Source organism: Allopusillimonas ginsengisoli, from assembly GCF_004153455.1.
Taxonomy (GTDB): domain Bacteria; phylum Pseudomonadota; class Gammaproteobacteria; order Burkholderiales; family Burkholderiaceae_B; genus Allopusillimonas; species Allopusillimonas ginsengisoli.
Map to the genome: position 1 here is coordinate 131,575 of NZ_SDQE01000002.1, position 22,839 is coordinate 154,413.

Annotated in this window: 17 protein-coding genes; 5 read left to right on the forward strand and 12 right to left on the reverse strand. The window is 56.8% G+C overall.

Annotated elements, in window-relative coordinates; translation table 11 throughout:
* Positions 1 to 116: 116 nt before the first annotated feature.
* Both tolA and ERE07_RS05555 read right to left on the reverse strand, forming a co-directional pair.
* Complete coding sequence (gene tolA / locus ERE07_RS05550) at positions 117 to 950, reverse strand: cell envelope integrity protein TolA (RefSeq protein ID WP_130007829.1); 834 nt, start codon at positions 948 to 950, stop codon at positions 117 to 119.
* A 33-nt stretch (positions 951 to 983) separates the two neighbouring features.
* Positions 984 to 3,596, reverse strand: coding sequence for a TonB-dependent receptor domain-containing protein (locus ERE07_RS05555; protein ID WP_130007830.1), 2,613 nt, complete (start codon positions 3,594 to 3,596; stop codon positions 984 to 986).
* A 321-nt stretch (positions 3,597 to 3,917) separates the two neighbouring features.
* Between ERE07_RS05555 and ERE07_RS05560 the strand changes: the two genes are divergently transcribed.
* On the forward strand, positions 3,918 to 4,955 hold the full coding sequence (locus ERE07_RS05560; RefSeq protein WP_130007831.1) for a hypothetical protein: 1,038 nt from the start codon (positions 3,918 to 3,920) through the stop codon (positions 4,953 to 4,955).
* A 19-nt stretch (positions 4,956 to 4,974) separates the two neighbouring features.
* Positions 4,975 to 5,451: a hypothetical protein gene (locus ERE07_RS05565; RefSeq protein ID WP_130007832.1), complete on the forward strand. Its 477-nt coding sequence runs from the start codon at positions 4,975 to 4,977 to the stop codon at positions 5,449 to 5,451.
* 6 nt (positions 5,452 to 5,457) lie between these two features.
* On the opposite strand, the gene ERE07_RS05570 is transcribed toward ERE07_RS05565, so the two are convergent.
* The 5 genes from ERE07_RS05570 to ERE07_RS05590 form a co-directional block, all read right to left on the reverse strand.
* Positions 5,458 to 5,766, reverse strand: coding sequence for a DUF2149 domain-containing protein (locus ERE07_RS05570; RefSeq protein ID WP_130008289.1), 309 nt, complete (start codon positions 5,764 to 5,766; stop codon positions 5,458 to 5,460).
* Positions 5,766 to 6,269, reverse strand: coding sequence for a MotA/TolQ/ExbB proton channel family protein (locus ERE07_RS05575; RefSeq protein ID WP_130007833.1), 504 nt, complete (start codon positions 6,267 to 6,269; stop codon positions 5,766 to 5,768). Before ERE07_RS05575 ends, ERE07_RS05570 begins: the two co-directional genes overlap by 1 nt.
* 100 nt (positions 6,270 to 6,369) lie before the next feature.
* Positions 6,370 to 10,581 carry a cobaltochelatase subunit CobN gene (gene cobN, locus ERE07_RS05580; RefSeq protein ID WP_245153478.1) on the reverse strand — a complete coding sequence of 1,404 codons (4,212 nt, stop codon included), beginning with the start codon at positions 10,579 to 10,581 and terminating at the stop codon, positions 6,370 to 6,372.
* The gene (locus tag ERE07_RS05585) at positions 10,581 to 12,560 is read right to left on the reverse strand and encodes a TonB-dependent receptor domain-containing protein (protein ID WP_130007834.1); all 1,980 of its coding nucleotides are present in this window, start codon (positions 12,558 to 12,560) and stop codon (positions 10,581 to 10,583) included. Before ERE07_RS05585 ends, cobN begins: the two co-directional genes overlap by 1 nt.
* Positions 12,561 to 12,719: 159 nt before the next feature.
* Positions 12,720 to 14,393, reverse strand: coding sequence for an ABC-F family ATP-binding cassette domain-containing protein (locus ERE07_RS05590; protein ID WP_130007835.1), 1,674 nt, complete (start codon positions 14,391 to 14,393; stop codon positions 12,720 to 12,722).
* Positions 14,394 to 14,609: 216 nt separating this feature from the next.
* Between ERE07_RS05590 and ERE07_RS05595 the strand changes: the two genes are divergently transcribed.
* Complete coding sequence (locus ERE07_RS05595) at positions 14,610 to 15,326, forward strand: VOC family protein (protein WP_245153480.1); 717 nt, start codon at positions 14,610 to 14,612, stop codon at positions 15,324 to 15,326.
* Positions 15,327 to 15,348: 22 nt separating this feature from the next.
* Here ERE07_RS05595 and ERE07_RS05600 read toward each other — a convergent pair whose 3' ends face one another.
* Entirely contained in the window at positions 15,349 to 16,026 is a 678-nt protein-coding gene (locus ERE07_RS05600; protein ID WP_130007836.1) for a GntR family transcriptional regulator, read from the reverse strand.
* A gap of 119 nt (positions 16,027 to 16,145) precedes the next feature.
* On the opposite strand from ERE07_RS05600, the gene ERE07_RS05605 reads away from it, so the two are divergent.
* A complete protein-coding gene (locus ERE07_RS05605) occupies positions 16,146 to 17,840 on the forward strand; it encodes a thiamine pyrophosphate-binding protein (RefSeq protein WP_130007837.1) in 1,695 nt (564 codons plus the stop codon).
* Positions 17,841 to 17,882: 42 nt separating this feature from the next.
* Complete coding sequence (locus ERE07_RS05610; protein WP_130007838.1) at positions 17,883 to 18,875, forward strand: Bug family tripartite tricarboxylate transporter substrate binding protein; 993 nt, start codon at positions 17,883 to 17,885, stop codon at positions 18,873 to 18,875.
* A gap of 25 nt (positions 18,876 to 18,900) precedes the next feature.
* On the opposite strand, the gene ERE07_RS05615 is transcribed toward ERE07_RS05610, so the two are convergent.
* The 4 genes from ERE07_RS05615 to ERE07_RS05630 all read right to left on the reverse strand — a co-directional run bounded on the left by ERE07_RS05615 (position 18,901) and on the right by ERE07_RS05630 (position 22,828).
* Positions 18,901 to 19,665, reverse strand: a complete 765-nt coding sequence (locus ERE07_RS05615) for a sulfite exporter TauE/SafE family protein (protein WP_130007839.1) — start codon at positions 19,663 to 19,665, stop codon at positions 18,901 to 18,903.
* A 5-nt stretch (positions 19,666 to 19,670) separates the two neighbouring features.
* Positions 19,671 to 20,954 carry a TRAP transporter large permease gene (locus tag ERE07_RS05620; protein ID WP_130007840.1) on the reverse strand — a complete coding sequence of 428 codons (1,284 nt, stop codon included), beginning with the start codon at positions 20,952 to 20,954 and terminating at the stop codon, positions 19,671 to 19,673.
* 9 nt (positions 20,955 to 20,963) lie between these two features.
* On the reverse strand, positions 20,964 to 21,503 hold the full coding sequence (locus ERE07_RS05625; RefSeq protein WP_130007841.1) for a TRAP transporter small permease: 540 nt from the start codon (positions 21,501 to 21,503) through the stop codon (positions 20,964 to 20,966).
* A 101-nt stretch (positions 21,504 to 21,604) separates the two neighbouring features.
* On the reverse strand, positions 21,605 to 22,828 hold the full coding sequence (locus ERE07_RS05630; protein WP_130007842.1) for a TRAP transporter substrate-binding protein: 1,224 nt from the start codon (positions 22,826 to 22,828) through the stop codon (positions 21,605 to 21,607).
* Between the last annotated feature and the right edge of the window lie 11 nt (positions 22,829 to 22,839).

The window sequence follows — 22,839 nt, forward strand, 5'->3', positions numbered from 1 at the left end:
CAACCCCAGCAGTGACGCATCAGGACCTCGGCCATCGCTACTATCGCGACCGCCTGGCGATTAAAACTTAGTTGAGTTCTGATACGACACATTATAACTAATAACGGTTCTCATTATCAATAACTTATTCGTACTGTGAACTCCACGGGGGCAATGATGGTTCGAGGCGCATCCAAAGGAGGTTTGGGCACAGGCGACGCCCTACGCACCAGCGACAGCACCTCGTTATCCAGCTCAAGGAATCCCGAGGAGCGTGCAATCTTTTGGGAGAGCACATTTCCGCTGTCATCGATGTTGAACTGAACGTACACAATGCCCGTTTCCCCGCGCGAACGGGCGCCGTAAGGATATCTCTTGCGCCGTTCAAGATGCGCCATAAGGCGGCTTTGCCACGTAACCACCATGCGCGAGGGCGGAACATTGCTGGAAACCGACTGCGGCGCGGCGTTGACATCAGATGCGGTAACTTGAGCCTGCGCGGCGATGAGTTGTTGCGATGCCGCCTGTGAATCAGACGACTTGAGTTCATCTGTGGGCGTCTCTTTTTTGGGAGGCTTACGTTTTGCGGGTGCTCGCTTTTTGGGAGAAGGAGTTTCCTCCACGACAGGGGTTGGCGTGTCTTCCTGCGGCTCGGCAACCTCATCAGGCATGATGTCGTCCTGAGATTCCAGCTGCGTATCGGATTTTTCTGCAGGCAGGCTTTCTTGGGAAGACTGTTGATTCAGGGATACCTCATTCTGCTCGATATTGATAGCTTCAGGAGACTCCGCCAACTCGATCATAATCGCCGTGGGCGGCAGCGGCTCGGCCATAGGCGCCGGTGATTCGTAAATAAGCCACAGCCCAACCACCCCATGCGCGGCCAAGGTGGCCAGGCTACCGCCCATTCTGACGGCCAGTTCAGAAAAATGCGATTTGCGCCTGCCTTTCAAGCTAATGACTACACTCATTGCGCCGCGTTGGTCTTGAAAATTTGAATCGGATCAGAATTTGATGGTCACGTTTCCACGTATCGTTCGGCCAGGCGCCGGCATCTGGGCGGCATTAAGCGCATCCATGTAGTAGTGGTCTGTGACGTTGTCGACGGCGAGGTCAAACAGAACGCGCTGGCTGACTTGATAGCCCGCGTAAAGATCGAGCTGGGTGTATGGACTCCAGCGAGAAGGTTCAACGCCGCTCATGCCGATTGCCCTGCCATAGCCCGGGGCATAGCGGCTGCCAATGTAGTTTGCCCGCGCGCCTATATCAAGTTTTCTTTCGAGCAGTCGCATGCCTAGGTTCAATGTAACCGTGTTGCGCGGCGGAACTTGATGCAAGGAATAACTATGTGGAAGCCCTCCCGCCTGGCAAGTGGGCTCGCCATCCAGCAAAATCCCCTTACGCGCGCAAAACATGACTGCCATGTAATGGCTCCATGACAGACTGCCGTAATAGCGCCCGACATCATACCTGGCGGATGCCTCGAAGCCTCGCATCCTCGCGTAGTCAAGGTTGGTTCGACCTAGAATTTCAGTAACAAGGCGCTGACCGAAGAGCCCCTCTCCTTCTAAGCGAAGCCCGACACGGGTAATATAATCATCAATGCGGTTATCAAAATAAGCGGCGTGCAGACGAAGTTTGTCTTTCGGCAGGAAAGCTTCGTGGCTCAGATAATTGACACCAATTTCTAGATTCCGTGCGCGTTCGAGCTTGATGGGATTTTGGTCGACTGGCAAATAAAAAGAGGGGCCTGTCAAAGATTCAAATATGCTGGGAGCTCGCGTAGCCTTGCCGTATTTTGTGTATATTTTCAGGCCGTCTATAGGTTCGACCATCACTCCACCGGAGGCAGACCAGCCGCTGTCTCGGCGCGTAAATGAAACAGAGCCTTGGCCAAAATGATCGTGTGTTTTGTAGCGCGAATAGCGAGTACTAGCGCTGAGGGTCACACGATCAACGGGTTTGTATTCCAGCGCTGTAAACCCGCTAATCTCTTTGCGCGAGCCCTCTCTCGGGTAGCCTGTATTATAAACCTCTCTGAACCATTCCGTGTCTACGCCATCGGGCAGCCCTACACTTTCGTGCACAAATGCACCGCCATATTCAAGCTTGAACACCCCCACCGGATTTGTGAAACGAGAGGTGTTAGACGCGGTAATGCCGCGCCGCGTGGCGCCTACCCACTCTACCCATGGGCTGATTACTGGCGTGTAAATGAATTGTCCGAGCTCGTTGATATCTACCTGAACCCCACGATCAACTGTATTAATGCGATTATCCGTGACTGTTTGAAAGGCATCTATTTTCAGATCGATAAGATTATTGTTTTCGGGCTGCCATTTATAGCGGGAGGTATAGGTGTCGAGCGTGATGTCGCTTAAAGGATTCTGATAAGGTGTCGCCGCAAGACGCGTTCCAAAAGCCGTTCCATAAGCGCTCTTATATTGCCGGTAGCCCAGCTCTAGCGTATGGCCAAAAGCGGGTTTCAAAGTGCTCTTGAGCAGCCAGGACGTGTTGTTTGTGGATGTGTTCAGAATCTCTTCGCCCGCCCGGTAAGCGCTGAAACCGGCATTTCTGGCTTCAAGACCACCGGTTCTAGGATCTCGCATGGGAACCAAGTGTGCGCCATTGTCTCCCCGCGCGCCTGCATGGAAGTTTCCGCTTTTTCTACGAACATATCCCGCTACGAAATCCACGTAATCTGTAGTGACTGCAAACACAGCGCTACCAGATCCTCCTGTTGGCTTGAGGAGCGAGGGTCGACGCATACCTTCTGAATAAAACCGCGTATCTTCAGGAGGCAGCTCGGGATTTTCACCATACATCCACACGGGCCCTTTCCAACCACCTGTTGTACCCACCGGAGGCACTGGTGAACTATTAGTGGTGAACCCACCCTTTAGGCGCACCCCGTAGCTACGCCCGGGCAGCAGGATGTCGTGTACCCCGATGGTAGAAGCGCGCACTACACCACCAGTCGCACCTGTAGCATCGGCGGCAGAACTGATGCCTTTTTCGATAGCTACGGAACTGATGAAATCAGGGTCGATATAGCTGCGGGGTGTAGCACCTCCGTAACCCTGCCAGATAGTGGTTTCTTGCGTCGCCCCATCCACAATGACTGGAACTCTGCCCTGCCCCTGCATGCCGCGAATATTGATGTCGACAGCACCGGAATTGCGTGCGTCCGCATTCATTACGCCTGGAATGCCGGAAAGAAAATCGCCGACCGAGGTGCCGCGAAAACGCTCGATCTCTTCGCCCGATATATATGCAGCAGATCCAGCGGAGGTATAGGGCACATCGGCGGGGTCGATACTGCGCTGCCCAGCTACAGAAATCGTGCCCAGGGTTGTGACGGCTCCACCTGACGAGGTGGTGCTCGATGGTGCTTGGTTGACGGATCCGGGGAGTGGGCCCGTTGCAGCCCCGGAGGAGATGGACTGTGAAGGCTGCCCGTGCGCATCTGCGAGTGCTGCCATTGAGATAAACGCTGAGCTAATCAATGCGGCGAGATGACGTTTTTTGAAAATTGCTGGCGCAAGCCCATTGTTGACACCAGTAGAGGCTGCTTTTACAGATGGCTGCGTCAAGGCCATCCAGTACTTTGGTTCCATCAAACCCCCAATTGCGTTTTACCTGTTTCGATCGGACCGTGCTTGTGCAATAACCAGCACGAATCCCGTGGGGAGAAACGCATGAGGGAGATGGATTTTCTCAAATAAATTGTGTGTGTCGCCCAAGCAAGGTTGAGGGAAACTTGAGCGCAATAAGTGTAAACACTAGGTACTACAAGGAATCTCAAAATGATACATTTCGTCCTTACATTTAACTGAATATGACGACGACCAGTCGTTCAGCACTCACAGGACCTGGTTGCCATGCGCCTCCACAAACGAATTTTGCTTTCCGCGATGGCACTGCTAGGCGCAAGCGGTATGGTCAGCCAGCCAGCCGTTGGCGCGGACGCCGAGTATTGGCGAGCCTTGGGGCAGGCGATGACAGACATCAGCCGGCACAAGCAGAATTCCTATGCAACCAGGCTCGAACGCACCCTCGAAAAGTCGATGGCAAGCACCACCACCCGATATCGAATCGACAATGACTACACAGATGTGGTGATGTATGCCGGAGCAAAACCGTTAGCACTGAGATTTAAATTCGAAGGGTGCACGAATTACTCCGCCTGCAAAGCCTTGCACGCCGGCATTCTTTTTCCTTCCAGTAACTACGATCCGACCTTCAATTTGCACAGGCTTCCGGTGGAGAATTATTCAAGCAAGCAGCGCCCTGCCGATGGCTTGACACTTTTTTCGGGAAATCTTGTCAAATTCGAAAAGCACTACCCACTGGACAGCAGTTTCTCCGATGCCCAGATTCGCACGATCCTGGCGGAGATTTACGCCACTATCGAAAAGGTTCAAGGCATTAAACTGAATGCGCCTGCGGGCGCCAGAAACGCCGCAGAGACTAAAAGCATTGCCTTTGCCAGAAAACTTCCTGAAATGCTCAATCGCAACGGCAAGGTTGAGCGCGTCGACAGCGACGAAGTCAAACAGGAATTGCACAGCGAGCCAAAATCCCGCAAATTTCTCTACCGCGTCCAGGATGAGCGGCACAGCGCCGATGCGCCGTCGATCTATCTGATTGCTGGCAATGATTGCGAAGCGGAATCCGTTGGGTCGCAAAATAAGCATTCCGCCCAGGACATCTACTGCCGCTCGTATTCAGCCCATTACCCGTTCGGCTTCAGCATGCCCGTGCAGAAGTTGATGGAAGGCTTCAATAATGAGAACGGTTCCATTGCCACAGGCCGGTTGCGCTTGGCGAACAAAATTTCAGATGGCAAGGCTGCACCTGCTCCGTATGCCGTCGCTGAGCTTTTTACCCTGCGAAACAATGTCGAGTCATCGCCCGAGAATTTTCTTCGCGATCTCGATAGCTTCCTGACAGAAATCCAGGGCATGCTGCAGTAATACGGAAACCGACATTTTTATGAAAATCCTGCTCATGATACCGCTGGCCCTCTTGGTGGCCGGATGCGAAACACTTGATGGCGTTGCCCTGCCTGCCGTTCCTGCTTTTCTCAAGCCCACATCTCAGTCAATCGAAGACGAGATACCCAAGTATCTGGCAGAGTTCGGAACACTCAAGGGAACCAAGCAGGATGACACATGGAAGATACATGCTGTTGAAGGCAAGGCCATGAATTTCTTCGTTGGCACGAAAGCCTGCCCGGAAACGCCCTCGTGTGTACAGGTAACGCTTTTTTCCTGGCGGGCCATCCCTGAATCGGTCAAGCCGAGTGATTATCTCCCCGTGGCCAACCAAATTATGCAGAATAAAACCATCACTACCTACGTGGACGGCAAGCACTTCGCATTCAGACATAACTTCACTATCTACGATAGATTCGATGCCACGTATTTCGATGCGATGCTGTCACACTATTACCTGCAGAATGTTTTGTAAGGCTGTTCACTTTTCCGGCACGTAAATCATGCGCCCATCGTCCAGACGGTAGGTTACGCCTGCGCGGGAGCCCTCACCCTCGCCGACTTTTCCGCTGGATTCATAGCGTTTCAGTTCCTGCCCATCCTTGATGGTGATGCGCATATGTGATTCTCCGGGGTTTTCGACCACCACCACCCTGTCTTGCGAAAAAGGATTGAGTGGATTCTGGGCGATAACCACCATCAGCATGCCGATAATGACCAGGAACAAATCGATCAGATTGACGACCGAAAGCATAGGGTCGTTGGCTTCGTCGTCATCCAGAAAACGCATCATTCATTTCCTTGTTGGCTCAGTTGCCGCTGCTGCTCGAGTTGGCGCAGGTCTTGTAAAAGCCAGCGACGCCGTATGGAAAGGATAAAGAAACAGATGCTTGCGGCCGTAAGCGCCAGAATGACCGAAGAGAAGGCCGCCACCATGTTCTTGCCAACCGCCGCGCCATTGCTGCTGCCCAGTGCCAACAGCGCAGGCCCCATGGGTATCATGGTGGCGATCAGCCCAAGCATAGGGGCAGTGCGCGAGAGAATGCGCAGCCATTCCAGGCGTTTCATGATCCATAGCTCAAGATCGTCGCTGGTGACAAGTGGCTGCCTGCCTGCATACACAAAAAGGGCTGGTCGATAAGACCATCGCCGCCGCTGCATGGCTTCGACAATAAACATGCCCAGCATCACAAGCGCATAAGCAAGCGCGGCGGCAATCAGCAGCATTACGGGGACAAGGAACACACGCGAGACGGCGTACAGCAGGGTTTCTATTTCGGTAAAGGCAATCATCAAGTTCTCTGAGTAAAGGCAGTCATAAGCGTCACGGTACGAGCCTGCCAGCGATCGTTGCACGCTGTGAATACAATCCGCGGCGCAGTATCAAGGTATGTCATCGAGCATCGTTCAAGCCTGTGTGTCGGTTGTGCCAAACCTGCCACGCCCCGCCACTCGCACACAGCAGCAACATCAGTACCAGCAAAACGTATCGGGGGATGTAGTCCTGCATTTGCTGCGCTGCGACGGGTTCGAGCACTTGGCCTTGGACATGCTCGGTTGGTTCGTCTGGCTTTACAGCGCCACGCGGTGCAGGCCGCTCTTGTTGACTGCGACTGCCCTGCTTTGGTGGCGTTTGGGGTTCGGCGATGACGTGAGGCACAACCTCTGCGGCGGGCGCAGGCGCTGCGCTCAGCCCAAAACCCTGCGCCAGGTCGACGATGTACTGCCGGGTTGTTGCTGCCCCCGTATTAACGCCGAACTGATTTTCCAGCGCCAGCCATCGCTCGGCCAGAGCGCGCCGGGTCTCATTGGATGCGTTCCAGTATCCCTTGCGAATGGTTTCCGCCATACGCTCCAGCACCTGTGCCTGGGCGGTGGGATTATGACGCTCGAACCATTCACGCACTCCCAGTTGGCGCGTATCCATTACATAGGTATCGAATAGCGCCTGCCATTGATCGTCGCGCACCGTATTCGGATCTGCCACTTGCCAGCCGAACAGGTTGTTGGCGACATTGAGCACCTGAAGCGTGCCGGCATAGCCTTCCTGCTGCATGGCCGCAATCCAGTGCGGATTCAAATAGCGGGCACGCAGTTCGTCGGCCAGGAATCGGGCAAGGCCTGTCGTTTTGATGGTGTTGCTGCGCAGATCGCTGATCAACAGTTGTGGCGCGGTGCCATCCAGATGGCGAATGGCAGTAGACAAGCCACCCATGAATTCAAAGGAATGATCGGTGGACAGTACGCCATGCAGGCTCGACGAGCGCGACATGATGACGGCCTGAGCACCGCGCAGCTGCTCCGCCAGAAGATTAGCTTGTACAAGGGTTTCGCCCCAGCCTTTGCTGCCATACGCGTATCGACTGCTCGACAGAAACTGGCGCGCCAGGGCGGCATTATCATCCCAGCTTGTGGACTGCAGGGCAAGGCCGGGTACGCCGGTGCCATAGGCGCCCGGCGCATTGCTGAAAATGCGATAGCTTGCAGCGGCCTGCGCGGTTTCGTGAGAGAGCCCACTGCCCTGCAAGGTTGCGGCTATGCGACGGTTATGATCGGCAATGGGATTGTTGGGCTCATTGAGCCTGAAGAGACGATCCAGCGCATCGGCCAGCAGGCGCATGAAGCTATCGAACTGATCGCGATAAACACCCGTAACCTGCACGACCACGTCCACGCGGGGGCGCCCGAGCTCAGTGGCGGGGATGATGTCCAGCGCCGTGACTCGACCGCCTGCATCCCATACCGGACGCAGGCCAAGAGCATGCAGAATTTGTGCCTCGGTTACCCCCAGATGGCGAATGGCTTCGGAAGACCACAGGCTGAACGCCAGCTTTTTTGGAAATGCGCCGTGGTGCTCGCTACGGAAAGCTTGCAGCAGTTGCTCATAGGCCTTCGCGCCAGATTCATAGGCCGCGCGCGCCGGGATTTTGTCTGCTTCGAAGGCATACAGGTTGCGCCCGCTTTGTATGTCTGGATTGCGGATAGGATCTCCGCCGGCGCCGGGAGGTACAAAACGGCCCGCCAGCGCAGCCAGCAGAGTGTCGTTTTCCTGTGTGTTGCGCAAGTTGTGGTCTAGCCTTTTGGCCCGTTCAACAAAAGGCTTTAGCGCGGACTGATCGCTCGGGGTGCCAATCGGGCGCAGATGGACGGCCGCTTTGGTAGCCAGCATTGTCTGTACCGCCTGATATGCAGGTGTACGCTGAAGTTCCGAATAATCGTCGGCAAACAGTTCTGCACTGTTGGTGCCGAGCGCGTCGTAAAAGGGCTGGCCCAACTGCTGCATGATCGTGCTGACTCGGTGTTCGAGGCTGGCGGGAACACCAAAGGTGTGTAGCCCCAATGGCGTGGCGACGCGAGCCAACTCGTGCAGATGATCATGCAATTGCTGCAGAAAGCCGTCGAAATCCTGTTGGATGTGCTGCGCAGTCCAGCCCAGATCGTCGTGCAGATGCGCTTGTATGGCGGCGTGAGTGATCTGCTGCCGAACGCGTTCGCGGACCATCCCCTCGTCCACTTGTTGATACTCATGAATCAAATGGTGCAGATCGCGCAGTTGATCGTACAGCCCAGCTGGCGCGAAAGGCGGAGTCTGATGGCTGACTGTCACGGCTCGGCCACGGCGTTTGGCCTGTATAGCCTCGCCCACGTTATCCTGAATATAGGGATAAAACACCGGGATATTACCGGCCGCCAGAAACGGATAGTCGATAGCAGCCAGGCCTCTATCCTTGCCCGGCAGCCATTCCTGGGTACCGTGGGAGCCAAGATGGATCAGCGCATGCGAGCCGTAGTTGTTCTGCAGATACAGGTAAGCCGCCATATAAAGGTGATCGGGCGCTGCAGCAGTGTCATGATAGTGCGCCTGCGGGTTTGGCCCACGCGGCATCTGCGGCATGATCAGCAGATTGCCGCTTTGCCAACGGGGGATAATGAAATATTGCTCGCCATTTCGTTCCCTCACCGCCCAGTGCCGGGCCGGGTCGCCCCCGTGCTGCAGCTCAGCTCGCCGTTGTGATGGCAGGCTCGCCAGCCAGCGTTTGTAATCAGCCAGAGGGTAGCGCGCCGCCAACCCTTCGGTTTCAAGTTCATCGAGCGACACGCTGCCATGCAGGGCACCCAGCATGCGCTGGCCTGCCGCGATGATCTGTTGCTCTGTCAGTGCATCGCCAACGTGGTAGCCATCGTGCTTGAGCGCCGCCTGGATGGACACAATGCTGCGAGGCACATTCAGATTGGATGCTGCCATGTTTTTTTCGCCCGCGGGATAGTTCCAGAACATAAGTGCAAGCTTTTTTCTGGCCGGCGGTGTATGGCGCAGGGCAACGAGGCTTTTGAGCTTGGCGATCAACATATCTGCTTGCTCAGGCAGCAGATCCTCCACACCCTTGGTCCTGGCAGACAACACCACCGGGTCGCTCATGCCCCACCCTTCCGGCGCGGCCAGAAACACAGCCGCCGTGCGTGCCGGGACACCGCTGACTGCAGTTGGCCAATCAGCCGCTTCTCCTTCACCAAAGCGCAAGGTCTGGATCACAGGAATATCCAAGGCGAGAAAATCTTTGGTACGAGCGGATCCGTTACGCATATGAGTGAGATTGACCAGCACATCTACGCCGGCCTTGGCGAGAGCGCCCGCCACCCCGGCAGGATCGGACGCATCCTGCCAGAACACGATTGGCAACAGGCCAGCAGCCTCGCTGCGGGCAACCAGTTGATCGACCTCGCGGGTGAGCATATCGGTGATCACCCCTTGATGAATCAGGAAGGCAACCCGGCCTCTGCGGGCCGAAGCGGGGAGATCGTTCGCGCTGCCTCTACCGCCAATGCCTGTGTTGCGGTCGGTACTCACAGCCTGACCCAATACCTGGGGACTGCCATGCTGCGCATACCAGCCGAGATACGCACTGATGCTGTCGAATACCTGATCCGCCTTGGGGTGGTAAAAGCCGGTAGCTGGCAAGAGCCTGGGAGGGGCCATCAGATGCGGCTGTGGCGCGCCGCCCCTCTGCATGGCATGAAAGAGTTGAAAAAAACGCTGGAAGTTGTGTTCGCCGCCTGCTGCATAGAGCGCCGCCAATGCAGACGCATAGTGTGGCGCAAGCCCTTTCCAGGAGGGAGCGCCACCGCCGACGACCAGTTGCGAAGCCTCTTCATGCCGTTCTACCTGCTCCAGCCGCTGCATCAGCATAGCGCGATCATTGGGCCTGGGCGCATCGAGCAGCACGAGGTCGGTGTTAGCCAGCGCTTGCCGCAATACTTCGGGCTCGACCTTTTCTATATTGAGATCGTATAGACGAACATCGTGTTGCACAGCGAATTGCTGCAGTAAGCCGAACTTCTCGGCCGACACAAAGCTATTGTGCAAAACCAGCATCATTGGGGGATTCGCAACCGGAGTTCTGGCTTCTGGGGTTGCTCCCACCGCTGCCGGTGTCCCAGCCAGCGTTGTCGCGGATGCAGTTGCCGGAGCAGCCATGCCGGTGGTTGCTGACGAGACTTTTGGCAACGGCGAAGGTTGCACCGTGGCAATGGCGCTTGCCGTTGCGAATGAAACGGTGAACGCCAGCGCATATGCGCAGCGACGGGTCCAGGTGCTCAATGACATCAGAATCTCGCCGTTAGCCCAACAAAATAACGTCGCCCTTCATCGGCATCGCTGTAGATGCTGGCGTCGTCGTTGCTCAACCGCTTGTCTGTGAGGTTTTCGATCCCGACATGCACGCTCAACTGTTTGTTCAGGATGTAGTCCAGATACCAATGCAGCAAGGCATAGCCCGGACGATCTGATTGAGTAGGCGAGCGATATTGGTCGCCTATGTATTCCACACGCAGACGGGTGGAAACCTGGGCCAGCGGGGCCCACCCCAAGGTTGCGTTAACCCTGTGGCGCGAACGTTCGGCAAGCGGTTCGCCAGTAAGGCGATCACGCGCATCCAGATAGGTGTAATTGGCATCCAGGCGCCACTGACTGGGGAGATCGACACCCGCGCCCAGCTCCAGCCCGCGCAACCGCACCTTGGCCACGTTCTCGTAGTTCAGGCAGACCCTGCCGCGTTCGTAACAAGTAGGCTGCCTGACGGTTTCGATCAGGTTCTTGACATCGTTCTGGAACAGCGTGGCGCTGGCGGACCACGGACGCTGGTCGAATTCAACACCCAGCTCAAACGATTGGTTGGTTTCAGGCTGCAGGTTTGGATTGCCGCGGATGATGCCACGCCCACCCATTGCCGCCCTGGACTCATATTCCGGCGACAGTTGCTTGAGCGTGGGCGCTTTGAAACCGCGGCCTGCGCCGGCCTTTAACGTGAGTGTTTCCCCCGGATGGAACAGCAGATAGGCGCGAGGGCTGATCTCGGAGCCGAATACCTCGTGGTGATCTACGCGGCTACCCAGCACCAGTTCCCAATGTTGATCGAGCCGGATCTCATCCTGTGCGAAGAATGCGTAGTGGTCCTGGGATTTCCGGCCTTGTTGGTTAAGGGTTGGATCTTTGAGGGTTTCGCGCCGGGCTTCCGCACCGAGTGTCAGCTTATGCGCTGAGCCGAGAAAAAAGCCAAGATGGCCATCAAGCACGGTATCTGCAAAGCGATTAGGCCCGCTCGTCGTGTTGCCATCGCTTCGAGTATTGACGCGATCCAGGGTGGACCGATAGAAGCGGAACTGGCTATCTCCCCAGTTCCAGTTTGCCGTGTGTGACACAGCATAGCGCCGGCGCTGGACATCGTCTTCACTGTTGTAAGTGATGCCGCGCGAACCACCTCGTACACCTTCGCGGGCTTCATGCCCCGCATCGATGGACATGTCGATGCGCTGGCGCGGATCGGGTGTCCATGCAAGCCCAAGGTGACCTGTTTTGGCGCTGCGTTGATCTAATGCTGTCAGGGTTGTATTGCCGGCATCGCGCAAGGCATGGCGATGGCTGAGCTCGCCCCATGCGTTCAGGCCAAGACGCCCGGCAACCAACGGACCACCAAGATAAAAGCCATTCTTGAACTGATTGCCGCCCAGGCTGTGATCGTTCAGCAAGGCATAGCTGCTGAATGAGCCTTGCCAAGTGTCGGTCGCGGTGCGCGTTACGACATTGACCACCCCGCCCAGGGCTTCTGATCCGTATAACGAGGACATGGGGCCGCGCACCACTTCGAGCCGCTCGATGGCGGCGGTGGGAACCCATCCGAGTTCGTAGTCGGAATGCGCAATGGCCGATGCGGACGCGTTGATTCGCTGCCCGTCGATGAGCATGAGCGTGTGTTCGGCGCCCATGCCGCGAATGGAAATGCCACGGCGGCCAAGCCCGGTGTTTTCGAGACCTACGCCGACCGTACCTCGGACAGCATCGGCAAGATCGAGCACCGGACGTCGGCGCAAGCCTTCGCCATCGATCACCGTGACACTGGCGGGGGCATCTGCAAGACTGCGCTCGGAGGCTGTTGCCGTGACCACCACTGGATTGAGGCTGGTTACCCGCCCCTGCTGAACCGCAGAGGCGCGCTCTTGTTTTGGGGTGAAGGGTTGAGCGCCAACGGTGCTGGTGCCGACCATTAATGCCGCCAGGCAAACCGGCGTGATGATGCGCGTGGTCATGGTTGTTCTCTGAATGATGGTGTGCGCGATTTACCTGAAGCACACGCGTGCTTCATTGGTTACACACAAAAATGCAATGTTATAACATAACTTTATATGGCTATGACAACTGCATTCTTCAGAGAAAACGTGTTGTAGTAACGAAATCGCCAGCCGGCGTTACGCAGCCTTGCGGGATGATGCAGCTTCCCGCTGACGCTTGGCTTCTTCAAGCAAATAGGCCTGGTAGTCGTCCAGGTCGCCGTCAAAGTCTTTCATCCCGCCGCGCGACACCAGCCAGAACTCGTCGCATACCGACCTAAGCAAGGCGCGGTCATGGCTCACGAGCATGACAGAGCCTTCGAACTCGTTCAAGGCCACACTGAGCGCCTCGCGAGTCGCCAAATCCAGATGGTTGGTGGGCTCGTCTAGCAGCAACAGATTAGGGCGCTGCCACACGATCATGCACAATACCAGCCGAGCCTTTTCGCCTCCGCTCATACTGCCCACGCTCTGCTTGACCATATCGCCGCTGAAATTAAAGGTCCCCAAAAAGTTGCGCAAACCCTGTTCACGGCAGTCCATGGCGCTGGGACGCACGCCGGCGGGGGTATCGCGCGCCAGCCTGATCATGTGTTCCAGCGGATTGTCGGCCGGCCGCAGGACGTCGAGCTCCTGCTGAGAGAAGTAGCCGATATTCAGCCCTTTGCCGGTGATAATCTCGCCTGCCGTGGTTTTCAGCGCGCCCGCGATAGTTTTGACCAGGGTGGACTTGCCTTGCCCGTTCGCGCCCAGAATGCCGATACGCTGCCCGGCCAGTACCGAACGATTGATGTTGTGCACAATGACTGTCGGCAATGTGTCTGCCGGCGCATCAGAAGCCGGTGGATAGCCAAAGCTGGCATCCGACATCGACAGCATGGGATTGGGCAGGCTGAGTGGTTCCTTGAACTGAAACTGGAACTCGGCGTCGGCCAGCACAGGCGCGACCTTTTCCATCCGCTCCAGCGCCTTGACTCGGCTTTGCGCCTGCTTGGCCTTGCTGGCCTTGGCTTTGAACCGGTCAATGAATTTTTGCAGATGCGCAACTTTCTCCTGTTGCTTGGCGTGCGCCGCCTGCTGCAACAGCATTTGTTCGGCACGCATGTCTTCGAACTTGCTGTAATTGCCGCCGTAGCGCACCAGCTTGCCGTGATCGATATGCAAAGTGACGTTAGTGACCGCATCCAGAAATTCGCGATCATGGCTGATCACCACCATCGTGCCTGCATAGTGCTTGAGCCAGGCCTCGAGCCAGACCAGGGCGTCCAGATCCAGGTGATTGGTGGGCTCGTCGAGCAGGAGCAAGTCGGATGGGCACATCAAGGCACGCGCCAACTGAAGGCGCATGCGCCAGCCCCCTGAAAAGCTGTTCACGGGCTGGTCCAGCTCGGCCACGCTGAACCCCAGCCCCAGGATAAGCGCTTGCGCACGCGCTGAAGCATCATGTGCGCCGGCATCATGCAGCGCCATATAGGCGTGCGCCATGCGCATGCCATCGTCGCTGTTTTCTGCCTCGGTCACTTCGGCTTGCGCGGCCTTGAGCACGACATCGCCGTCGACCACGAAGTCGGTGGCGCTTTGCCCGGTTTCCGGCATGTCTTGGGCAACTTGCGACATGCGCCATTGCGCGGGCATGGAAAATTCGCCGCCGTCTTCGTGCAAAGTGCCATTGAGCACGGCAAACAGGGAGGACTTGCCAGCGCCGTTGCGCCCGACCAGGCCGACTTTTTCACCGGGGTTAAGCGTGACGGATGTCTGGTCCAGCAATACTTTGCTGCCGCGACGCAAGGTCACGTTCTTGAGGATGATCATGGAAAAAAGCGAGGAACTGCGCGGGGAAAGGCAAACAGTGTAGCATCCGGGGCCACCGCCACCCGAATGACCTTTGCCGGCGCTGCGCCATCCTGGCAAAAGAAAAATGATAAATTCAGTTAACGCACGCGCTGGCATCAAGCAGCGTGAGCCAAGCGAATCACCATCGTGCATTTCAAGACGTCACTTAACACTTTCCTGCGATAAGGCCCCGGCGTGACTCCTCTATCCACTCACTTCGATCATCTCGTCCTCATGATGCGCGACGAGCTGATGAATCGCGCACCGCTGTTCGAGCGTGATGGCTATCGCCTGACAGACCTGGCTGTCCATAATCTTGGGTCCATCAATCGTTTGATTCCGCTGGACTCTACCTATATTGAGTTGCTGGGATGGCCCGCCGGCAAGCCGCCGCAGCGCAAGGAGATCGCCGAGCAGCCCCTGGGCCTTGATGCGCTGGTGTTCAGAACCGAGGATGCACAGGCAACCTTCGAGCGATTGCAGCGTGCAGGGTACAAGGTGAATCCCGTGCAGCGCCTGGAGCGCCCTTTGCTGTTCCAGGGGAAGGAGTGCCTGGCGCGGTTTGATACGGTGCGGTTCTCGGTGCAGCCCGTTGCCGGGCTGCGTATATACTTTTGCCAGCACCTGACGCCGGAATTTATCTGGAACGAGGCGGCAATACACCACAAAAACGGAGCGAAGTCGCTTGACCAGATTATCGTGGAGGCGCCAGCCGCCCAGACTGTTTCCACGCAACTGGCCGCAGTGATAGATGGCAGACCGCACATCCGGGAAGATGGCGCCAATGTAATCGACCTGCCCAATCTGCAGCTTGTCGTGAAGTCCACCCCAAATCTTTCAGCGGCAAGCATTGCCCGGGCATCCATACTTCACGAAGATGGACGGATATGCGTATTCGATCCGCATTTGTAGGGGCGGCGGACAGTAAATTCCCTTAGAGGTATATTTTCGCAAGCCCTCTGGTAACGGCTTCCACGATTTGATCCTGTCGCAATGAGATATGCGCCGTCATGAGTGCCTGCATTTTTTCGGCATCGCGCTCCTGCAAGGCATTGAGCAGTGCGCTGTGCTGATCCTGAGTCGATTCCCGCACAGCGTTGTCCATGGATATCCAGCGCATGAATCTGATCCGGCGGCTGATCAGCACCAGCATTTTTTCCAGCTCCGCGTTGCCAGTCATCTTGGCCAGCCTGTCGTGAAAGCCTTCATCCAGCTCCACCAGTTCCGTCACAGAGGTGGATGGCGCCACGGATCGGCTATGAGCCAGGTATTGCCCGAGTTCGACGATCTGTTCATCGGTCGCGCGCTGCGCGGCGTAACGACAGCACTCCTTCTCGATGGCCAGGCGCAACTCGTATAAATCCTTCATTTCCTTGACATCGAGCCTGCGCCGCACATAGCCACGGCTTGATGCCTCCAGAAATCCCTCGTGCGCCAGGGCCATCAGGGCTTCGCGAACAGGTGTCCTGCTGACGCCCAGCGCGTCGGCCAACTCAGCTTCGTTCAGCCTTTCCCCTGGCTTGAATTCATAGAAAATCGCCATGGAGCGCAGACGATCAAGGACGTCTTCGCCCCGCTTTCCGCGTACTGACGAAATGGTTCGAGCTTGCATAAATTTAGTCGTGATCCGAATGACGGGCACCCGGATTATCTCACTTTCTCCGTGGCGCTTTTACTCTGCATGCAATTCAGTATACTATTTTGCATACTGAACAGGGAAAAGGAATACACATGTCCAAGATGAACGGCGCCGAGGCTGTCGTAAGAATGTTGCAGTTGAATGGGGTCAAGCATATTTTTGGCCTTTGCGGGGATACGAGCCTGCCCTTCTATGATGCGCTGGCACGGCTGGATCACGGCATGGACCATATCCTTACGCGCGATGAGCGCAGCGCAGGCTATATGGCGGACGGCTATGCACGGGTAACCGGCAATGTGGGCGTGTGCGAAGGGCCAAGCGGCGGTGGCGCCACCTATCTTTTGCCAGCGCTGGTGGAGGCGAACGAGTCGTCGGTAGCTGTGCTGGGAATCACGTCGGATGTCTCCGTCGTGTCTCGCGGCAAATATCCGCTCACTGAGCTGGATCAGCAGTCTCTCTATCGTCCGCTCACAAAATGGAACACTACGATTGATCTTGCCAGCCAGATCCCTGGCGCGATCCGCGGCGCTTTCCGTGCCATGACAACCGGCAAGCCCGGTGCGGCACATATCTGCCTGCCGTACGATATTCAGAAGCATGAGATCGATTCCCAGGACGTCTGGGCGCAGCCGCAGCACGCCACGTTCCCCAGCTTGCGCTCCTGCGCCGCGAATGCGGATATTGAACAGGCAGCCGACAAGCTGGTCGCTGCGCGCGCGCCCGTCATCATTTGCGGTGGCGGTGTGGTCATGTCTTCGGCGTGCGAGCAACTCGAAGCGCTGGCGGTATCGCTGAGCGCGCCGGTGTGCACAACCGTCAGCGGCAAAGGAAGCCTGGCTGACAATCATCCGCTCAATGCAGGCGTGGTCGGCACCAACGGGGGCGTGCTCGCCACGCGCGAAGTGGTCAGCCAGGCAGACCTTGTGCTGTTTATTGGGTGCCGCGCTGGCTCGACGACAACCGAACACTGGAAATTCCCCGACAGCAAGACGCCGGTCATCCATATCGACGCTGACCCCATGGTGATTGGCACCAATTACCGCACCGATGTCGGCCTGGTGGGCGACGCCCTGCTCACGCTTACTGCGCTGAATCAGGCCGTTGCACAGCGACTGGGCCAACGTGCGGTCGGTGCCATGGACGGCTATGCAGTGGTCGAAAAAGCACGCGCGGAGAAACATCGCCTGTTTGCAGAGCTCGCAAACTCCAGCGCTGTACCGATTCGACCAGAACGCGTCGTCGATGCGCTCAACCGATACCTTCCGGCCGAAGCCATTGTGGTTGCCGACCCGGGCACGCCATGCCCTTACTTCTCGGCTTACTTCAACGCACCCCAGGCGGGTCGCCATTTCATTACGAACCGCGCTCACGGCGCGCTAGGCTTTGCCATGGCCGCCGGCGTTGGCGCCGCGGTCGGACGGCCCAATGCCATGGTCGTGTCAGTGATGGGCGACGGCAGCTTCGGATTTACCTGCGGCGAGCTCGAAACGATTGGAAGGCGTAATATTCCCTTGAAAATGATTGTTTTCTCCAATGCCGTATTCGGCTGGATCAAGGCCAGCCAGAAAACGGGATATGGTGAGCGCTACTTTTCAGTCGACTTCGATCAAACCAACCATGCCCGGGTCGCCGAAGCCTTCGGTATCAAAGCATTTCGGGTTGAAGACCCGGCAGAGCTGGATCAAGCCGTCAAGGCGGCACTGGCGTTCGATGGGCCAGTGCTGATTGACGTCATTTCTCAGCCGCTGCAGGATACGGCTGTGCCGGTCAGCCAGTGGATGGGATGATTTCGCACCGTACCGCAAATTAAAACGACCAGGAGAGAGACAATGCAACGCGATTCCAGACTACCGTTTTCCCGCGCCAAGCTGCTCAAGATGGCAGGCACCTGCTTGCTGTCATTGTCGGTGCTATCGGCTGCCAGTGCCGCGGATCAAGCACCTATCAAGCTGGTGGTGCCCTTCCCGCCCGGAGGCAGCACCGATATTGCTTCCCGAATAATCCAGCCCAAACTGGCAGAAATACTGGATCGCAACGTGATCGTCGAGAACAAGCCCGGCGCCGCCACGCAAATTGCCAGCCAGTATGTCGCGACCAGCAGGCCAGACGGCAACACATTGCTGGTCAGCTTTGACAGCCATTCCATCAACCCCATCATCCGGCCGCTACCTTACGATACATTCAAGGATTTCAGAGGCATTACGTTTGCTCTGCGTTTTCCGCTGGTGATCGGCGCCTCGAAAGAAACACCCGCCAACAACCTGAAGGAATTCATCGCCGCGGCCAAGAAGGATCCGGACAAGTACACCTATGCATCCACCGGAGCGGGCTCGCTCAACCATCTTGCCGCCGAGGATCTGAAGCGCCAGGCCGGTATTAACGTGCTTCACGTTCCCTTCGGCGGCGGCGGTCCTGTCATCCAAGCCTTGCTGGGCAATGTGTCCAATATCACCTTCCTCAGCTATGCCGCCTTGAGCTCCCATATTGCATCGGGCAATATCAAAGCGCTCGCGGTCACCGGCACAAATCGACTTCCAGACTTGCCCGATGTTCCCACGGTGCAGGAATCCGGCTATCCCGAGTTCGAGGCTTATTCCTGGATTGGCATCTTTGCCCCCGCCGCAACGCCGACAGATATCGCCGACCGTCTGACCAGCGCCTTCCAGGAGGCATTGAACGACAGCGACGTGAAAAACAGGCTGACCAAGCTGGGATTTGAGGTGATGGCGACAGACGGTCCCGCGGTTGATAAGTACGCCGTCGAGCAATACCAGCGCTGGGACAAATTCGTAAAAGAAACCGGGCTCTCATTAAGCAAGTGAATACCTGCCCCTGACGCGTCATGGCTTAACCCAGCCACTTCATGAGCACCGGCGCAATCAGGGTCAGGCCCATCACGACAAGCAGTACAAAGGCTATCCGGCGCATGGTAGCAGCTGAACAAGGCGGGGGAAAACGCTTCCCCGCCAGCGTCGCCACCACGACCAGTGGCAGGCAAAGCGCACTCAATACAATCTCGGGCGTGTGCAGCTGCCCCTGCACCATGACAAACAACGTACGTGCGCCGGCAATGAAAGCATTCAGAAAAATCAGCGCGCTGCGTATCTGCGCCAGCGACATTGGTTGGCGATAGAGGTGATAGATCAGCGGTGGACCGGGTATGCCAAACATGCCGCCTATCAAACCACCCAGAAAGCCGTAGTAAGCAAAACTCCCTTGCCCTGATACGGTAGACAAGGGGGTGGGCCGCCAAGCCAGGCTGACTCCTCCGTGGACAATAATCAAGCCCAGCAGCACTTGAATGACATCCGCTGCTTCGCTGCTCAGATAATCAAGTAACAGCACTCCCACCACGCTGGCTGGCAAGACCGCAACAGCCATTACACCGACGATCTTCCATGGAACATGATGAAGATTGCCACGCAGCGCGACGCCGTTCATCAGTGTGACAATGCTGACGACGCTGGCAAGCGTGGCGACCGACACAATACCTGCGCTGCTGGCAAGGCCCATGATGACCATGGCCACCCCGAAGCCCGTTACGGTGTGGAAATACACCGCAACGAGAACGACCAGCGCAAATGGGACGAGCGCCCCCAAGTCCGGGACCATAGGCCTTATCGCACAGGAATCAGACCGAGCGAGAACCAGGGAACGAATGCAATCAACATCCAGGCAATGACCAACCCTATGAGATACAGCATTGCCGAAGGTACGATGCGCATGTATGGAATACCGGTGATGCCGCTGGCAACAAAAAGATTAAGGCCGAACGGCGGGGAAATAAAGCCTATGGCCGCGCCAACCAGGAAGATGACGGAGAAATGTACTGGATCCACGCCCATGGATACGGCAATCGGAGCCAAAATGGGCGCAAAGATCACCGTGACGGGAAGGCTTTCCAGAATGCAGCCTGCGGCAAATACAATGCTCATGCACACCAGCAATACGACAATCGGCCGGTCGCCAAAAAAACCAATAAAGTTGGCCACGAGCTCGCTGACGCCCAACAAGCCAAATACCTGCTGCATCACGATAGACACCGCGATCATGGGCGCCAACATGCCGGTAAGCTGGCCGGAACGCAGCAAAATATCCGGGAGTTCGCGCCAGTTGATTTCGCGTGTGATGAAAAGCCCCGCAAACAGGCAGAACCCCACGGTAATGGCAGCCGCTTCAGTAGGCGAAAATATGCCGGAGTAGATGCCATATATCACGATAAACACAGCAAAGAACCCCAGATAAGCTCTGCGCGCGGTCCTCATCACATTGCGCATATCCAGAGGCGTTCTTTGCCCCATGTTTTCGCGTCGGCAGCGCCACCAGCAAACAATCATCATGGCAATGACCATGAGTATGCCCGGCAGTATGCCGGCAATGAACAAGTCGGAGATAGACAGGTTCATAATGAAACCGTACACGATGAAAATAATGGAGGGAGGGATGATGATACCGACCGTGCCCCCCGCCGCCGCCGTGGCCGCCGCAAAATTCGTTTTATATCCATCCTTCACGAGCAAGGGATGCATGATGCTGCCGATGGTGGCGGTTGTTGCGGCATTGGAGCCCGATATGGCGGCAAACAGCCCGCAAGACCCTATGGTGGCAAGGCCCAGTCCGCCATGCATCCAGCTCAGGCAGGCATGGGCAAAATTGGCCAGGCGTCTGGCGATGCCGGCAGCGGCAATCAGATCGCCCGTGAGAATAAACAGCGGCAAGGCTAGCAGGCCAAAAAAATTCAGCCCTTCGAAGAGGGTTACCCCGATATTGGCGAGCGTGAAATCTATCGCCAGAGAAGCCCCAACGACCCAGAACCCAAGGACCAGAAAAATAGGCACGCCGAGCAGGAACAGACCAACCACGCCCAGGCTGACAAGAAGAAGTATCGTGCTGGTATCCATGGCGTTCCCCTATACGACGTTCGAGCCGACACTTTGAATGTCGACGATAAAAGGTTCCTTCCTGCGGTATCGTCCGATGTCCGCGGCAAGATTCTGCAGCGCACGAAACATCAACAGTACCCAAGCGGTAGGGGTCGCGCAGTAAAACCACCACTGCATCAAGTTATCGGTACCCTGTACGATGGAAAAATTATTGTAGGCAAGCATGGTCTGCTCCAGTGTGTAATACACGACGAGCGCGCCAAACACCAGCCACAACAAGGCGTCCAGCCACATGCAGGCATACTGTGCGCGATATGACATCCTGACGCGAAACTCATTGAAGCAAAGATGCGAGCGTCGACGGACGTTATACGAGCAGCCAATCCACGTTACCCATAGAAAAAGATAAATGGGAACCGAGCCGCTCCACGGAATTTGCTTGCTGAACAGGTAGCGCTGCGCCACGGAAAACACAATGATCCCGGCCATGGTCGAGTAAGCCACCAGGATAAAGGTGCGTTCGACATTGCGGTCCAGCCACCGCAGAATAGAAAACAGAGACGCCATCGATCATTCCTTTGCAGAAACGCGCAGGAGCCACGGAGGGCTCGCCGCGTCGCTCAGGTTAAAGGCCCCGGGGCAACTGCCCCGTGCCCTGTCGCCCGCTATCAGGCGGACTCCCACCACTTGCGGGGCTCGACACTTTCTACCGTTGCATCCTCCGGAATCTCGCGCACAACGCTATAGATTTCCTTGTAGGTGTCTGCCCCACCCTGCATCTTGTTGAGCCTTTCGCGCCATTGTTCCCAAGGCTTGGGCACAAACTCTGGCGAGCATGCCTGTTCGGCCTTCTTGATTTCTTCCGGAGGCAGCACTGCCACGCGCACCTTGTTCTTGCCAAACAGCGTATCCGGGCCTGGATCTGGCACGCCCCCGACAACTTCGACCAGCGCACGCTCGTTCTCGCGCTGAGTGTATTGTTGCGCCGCGTAAGCGGTCTCCATGATTACGTCCTGAAGATCCGGCGGAAGTTTCTCGAACGTTTTGTTATTCATGGCCGTGTGTTCTGTGCCGCAGAAAAACCGCAGATCCACCGCCTGCGACAGCACCGGCGACAGGCCGCCATAGCCAGCAGCGCCCATCCATGTTTCAGCGCCGTCGATCAAGCCAGACTTGAGTCCGTCGACGGTCTCTTCCCACGCCAGCGGGACAGGACCCAGATCCATGAGCTCCATGGCGATGCGACCCAACTGCGTACCCGTCACGCGGTTCTTGGTGCCGGCCAGTTCCGACAGTTTCGAGACAGTCGGTTTGTTGGCAAACTTGGAGCCCATCATGAGTCCGCGCAGCTCGCAGTGTGTAAAGAGGAACTGAATATTGTGCAAGCGGCGCAGCGGTTCGCGCAGCAAGGGTTCACTCTTTGGGTGATAGAAGAAATAATGCTGCGAGGCTCGGCTGGGGAACATGTAGGCAAAGTCGAGCACGTTGTAGTATGGCGCCGCACCCGCAGAGTTTTGCGTGCTGGCCGTGAACATGTCGACAATGCCTTGCTGTGTTTTCTTGACGCAATCAAGTTGATTGCAAATCTGGTTGCTGCCGATGAAGTCAACGCGAATGGCGCCGTCGCTGCGCTTCTCGAGTTCGCGCGCGAACCATAACTGGCCTGATTCCTGAATCTTGAGGTTTTCCTCGTTAAAGCCTGCCGCGCCCATCTTGAAGTTGTATTTTGCCTTGCCGCCCCGGTCTTGCGCCGTTTGCGCCGCTGCGCGCCCCACTCCTTCGAGCGTAAGCGGGCCAAACATACCCACCGCCGCCAGCATGGTAGAGCTCAGGCCATAGCGGCCTGCGATACGTATGAAACCACGACGATCCAAAGGTGTTTTCGTTGTCATTTCCTGTCTCC

Bases quoted from the DNA above. Each gene is read 5' to 3' on its own strand.
- ERE07_RS05585 (WP_130007834.1), bottom strand. From the start codon at position 12,560: ATGACCACGCGCATCATCACGCCGGTTTGCCTGGCGGCATTAATGGTC.
- cobN (WP_245153478.1), bottom strand. From the start codon at position 10,581: ATGTCATTGAGCACCTGGACCCGTCGCTGCGCATATGCGCTGGCGTTC.
- ERE07_RS05590 (WP_130007835.1), bottom strand. From the start codon at position 14,393: ATGATCATCCTCAAGAACGTGACCTTGCGTCGCGGCAGCAAAGTATTG.
- ERE07_RS05600 (WP_130007836.1), bottom strand. From the start codon at position 16,026: ATGCAAGCTCGAACCATTTCGTCAGTACGCGGAAAGCGGGGCGAAGAC.
- tolA (WP_130007829.1), bottom strand. From the start codon at position 950: ATGAGTGTAGTCATTAGCTTGAAAGGCAGGCGCAAATCGCATTTTTCT.
- ERE07_RS05625 (WP_130007841.1), bottom strand. From the start codon at position 21,503: ATGGCGTCTCTGTTTTCTATTCTGCGGTGGCTGGACCGCAATGTCGAA.
- ERE07_RS05565 (WP_130007832.1), top strand. From the start codon at position 4,975: ATGAAAATCCTGCTCATGATACCGCTGGCCCTCTTGGTGGCCGGATGC.
- ERE07_RS05630 (WP_130007842.1), bottom strand. From the start codon at position 22,828: ATGACAACGAAAACACCTTTGGATCGTCGTGGTTTCATACGTATCGCA.
- ERE07_RS05570 (WP_130008289.1), bottom strand. From the start codon at position 5,766: ATGCGTTTTCTGGATGACGACGAAGCCAACGACCCTATGCTTTCGGTC.
- ERE07_RS05620 (WP_130007840.1), bottom strand. From the start codon at position 20,954: ATGGATACCAGCACGATACTTCTTCTTGTCAGCCTGGGCGTGGTTGGT.
- ERE07_RS05610 (WP_130007838.1), top strand. From the start codon at position 17,883: ATGCAACGCGATTCCAGACTACCGTTTTCCCGCGCCAAGCTGCTCAAG.
- ERE07_RS05555 (WP_130007830.1), bottom strand. From the start codon at position 3,596: ATGGAACCAAAGTACTGGATGGCCTTGACGCAGCCATCTGTAAAAGCA.
- ERE07_RS05615 (WP_130007839.1), bottom strand. From the start codon at position 19,665: ATGGTCCCGGACTTGGGGGCGCTCGTCCCATTTGCGCTGGTCGTTCTC.
- ERE07_RS05560 (WP_130007831.1), top strand. From the start codon at position 3,918: ATGGTCAGCCAGCCAGCCGTTGGCGCGGACGCCGAGTATTGGCGAGCC.
- ERE07_RS05575 (WP_130007833.1), bottom strand. From the start codon at position 6,269: ATGATTGCCTTTACCGAAATAGAAACCCTGCTGTACGCCGTCTCGCGT.
- ERE07_RS05605 (WP_130007837.1), top strand. From the start codon at position 16,146: ATGTCCAAGATGAACGGCGCCGAGGCTGTCGTAAGAATGTTGCAGTTG.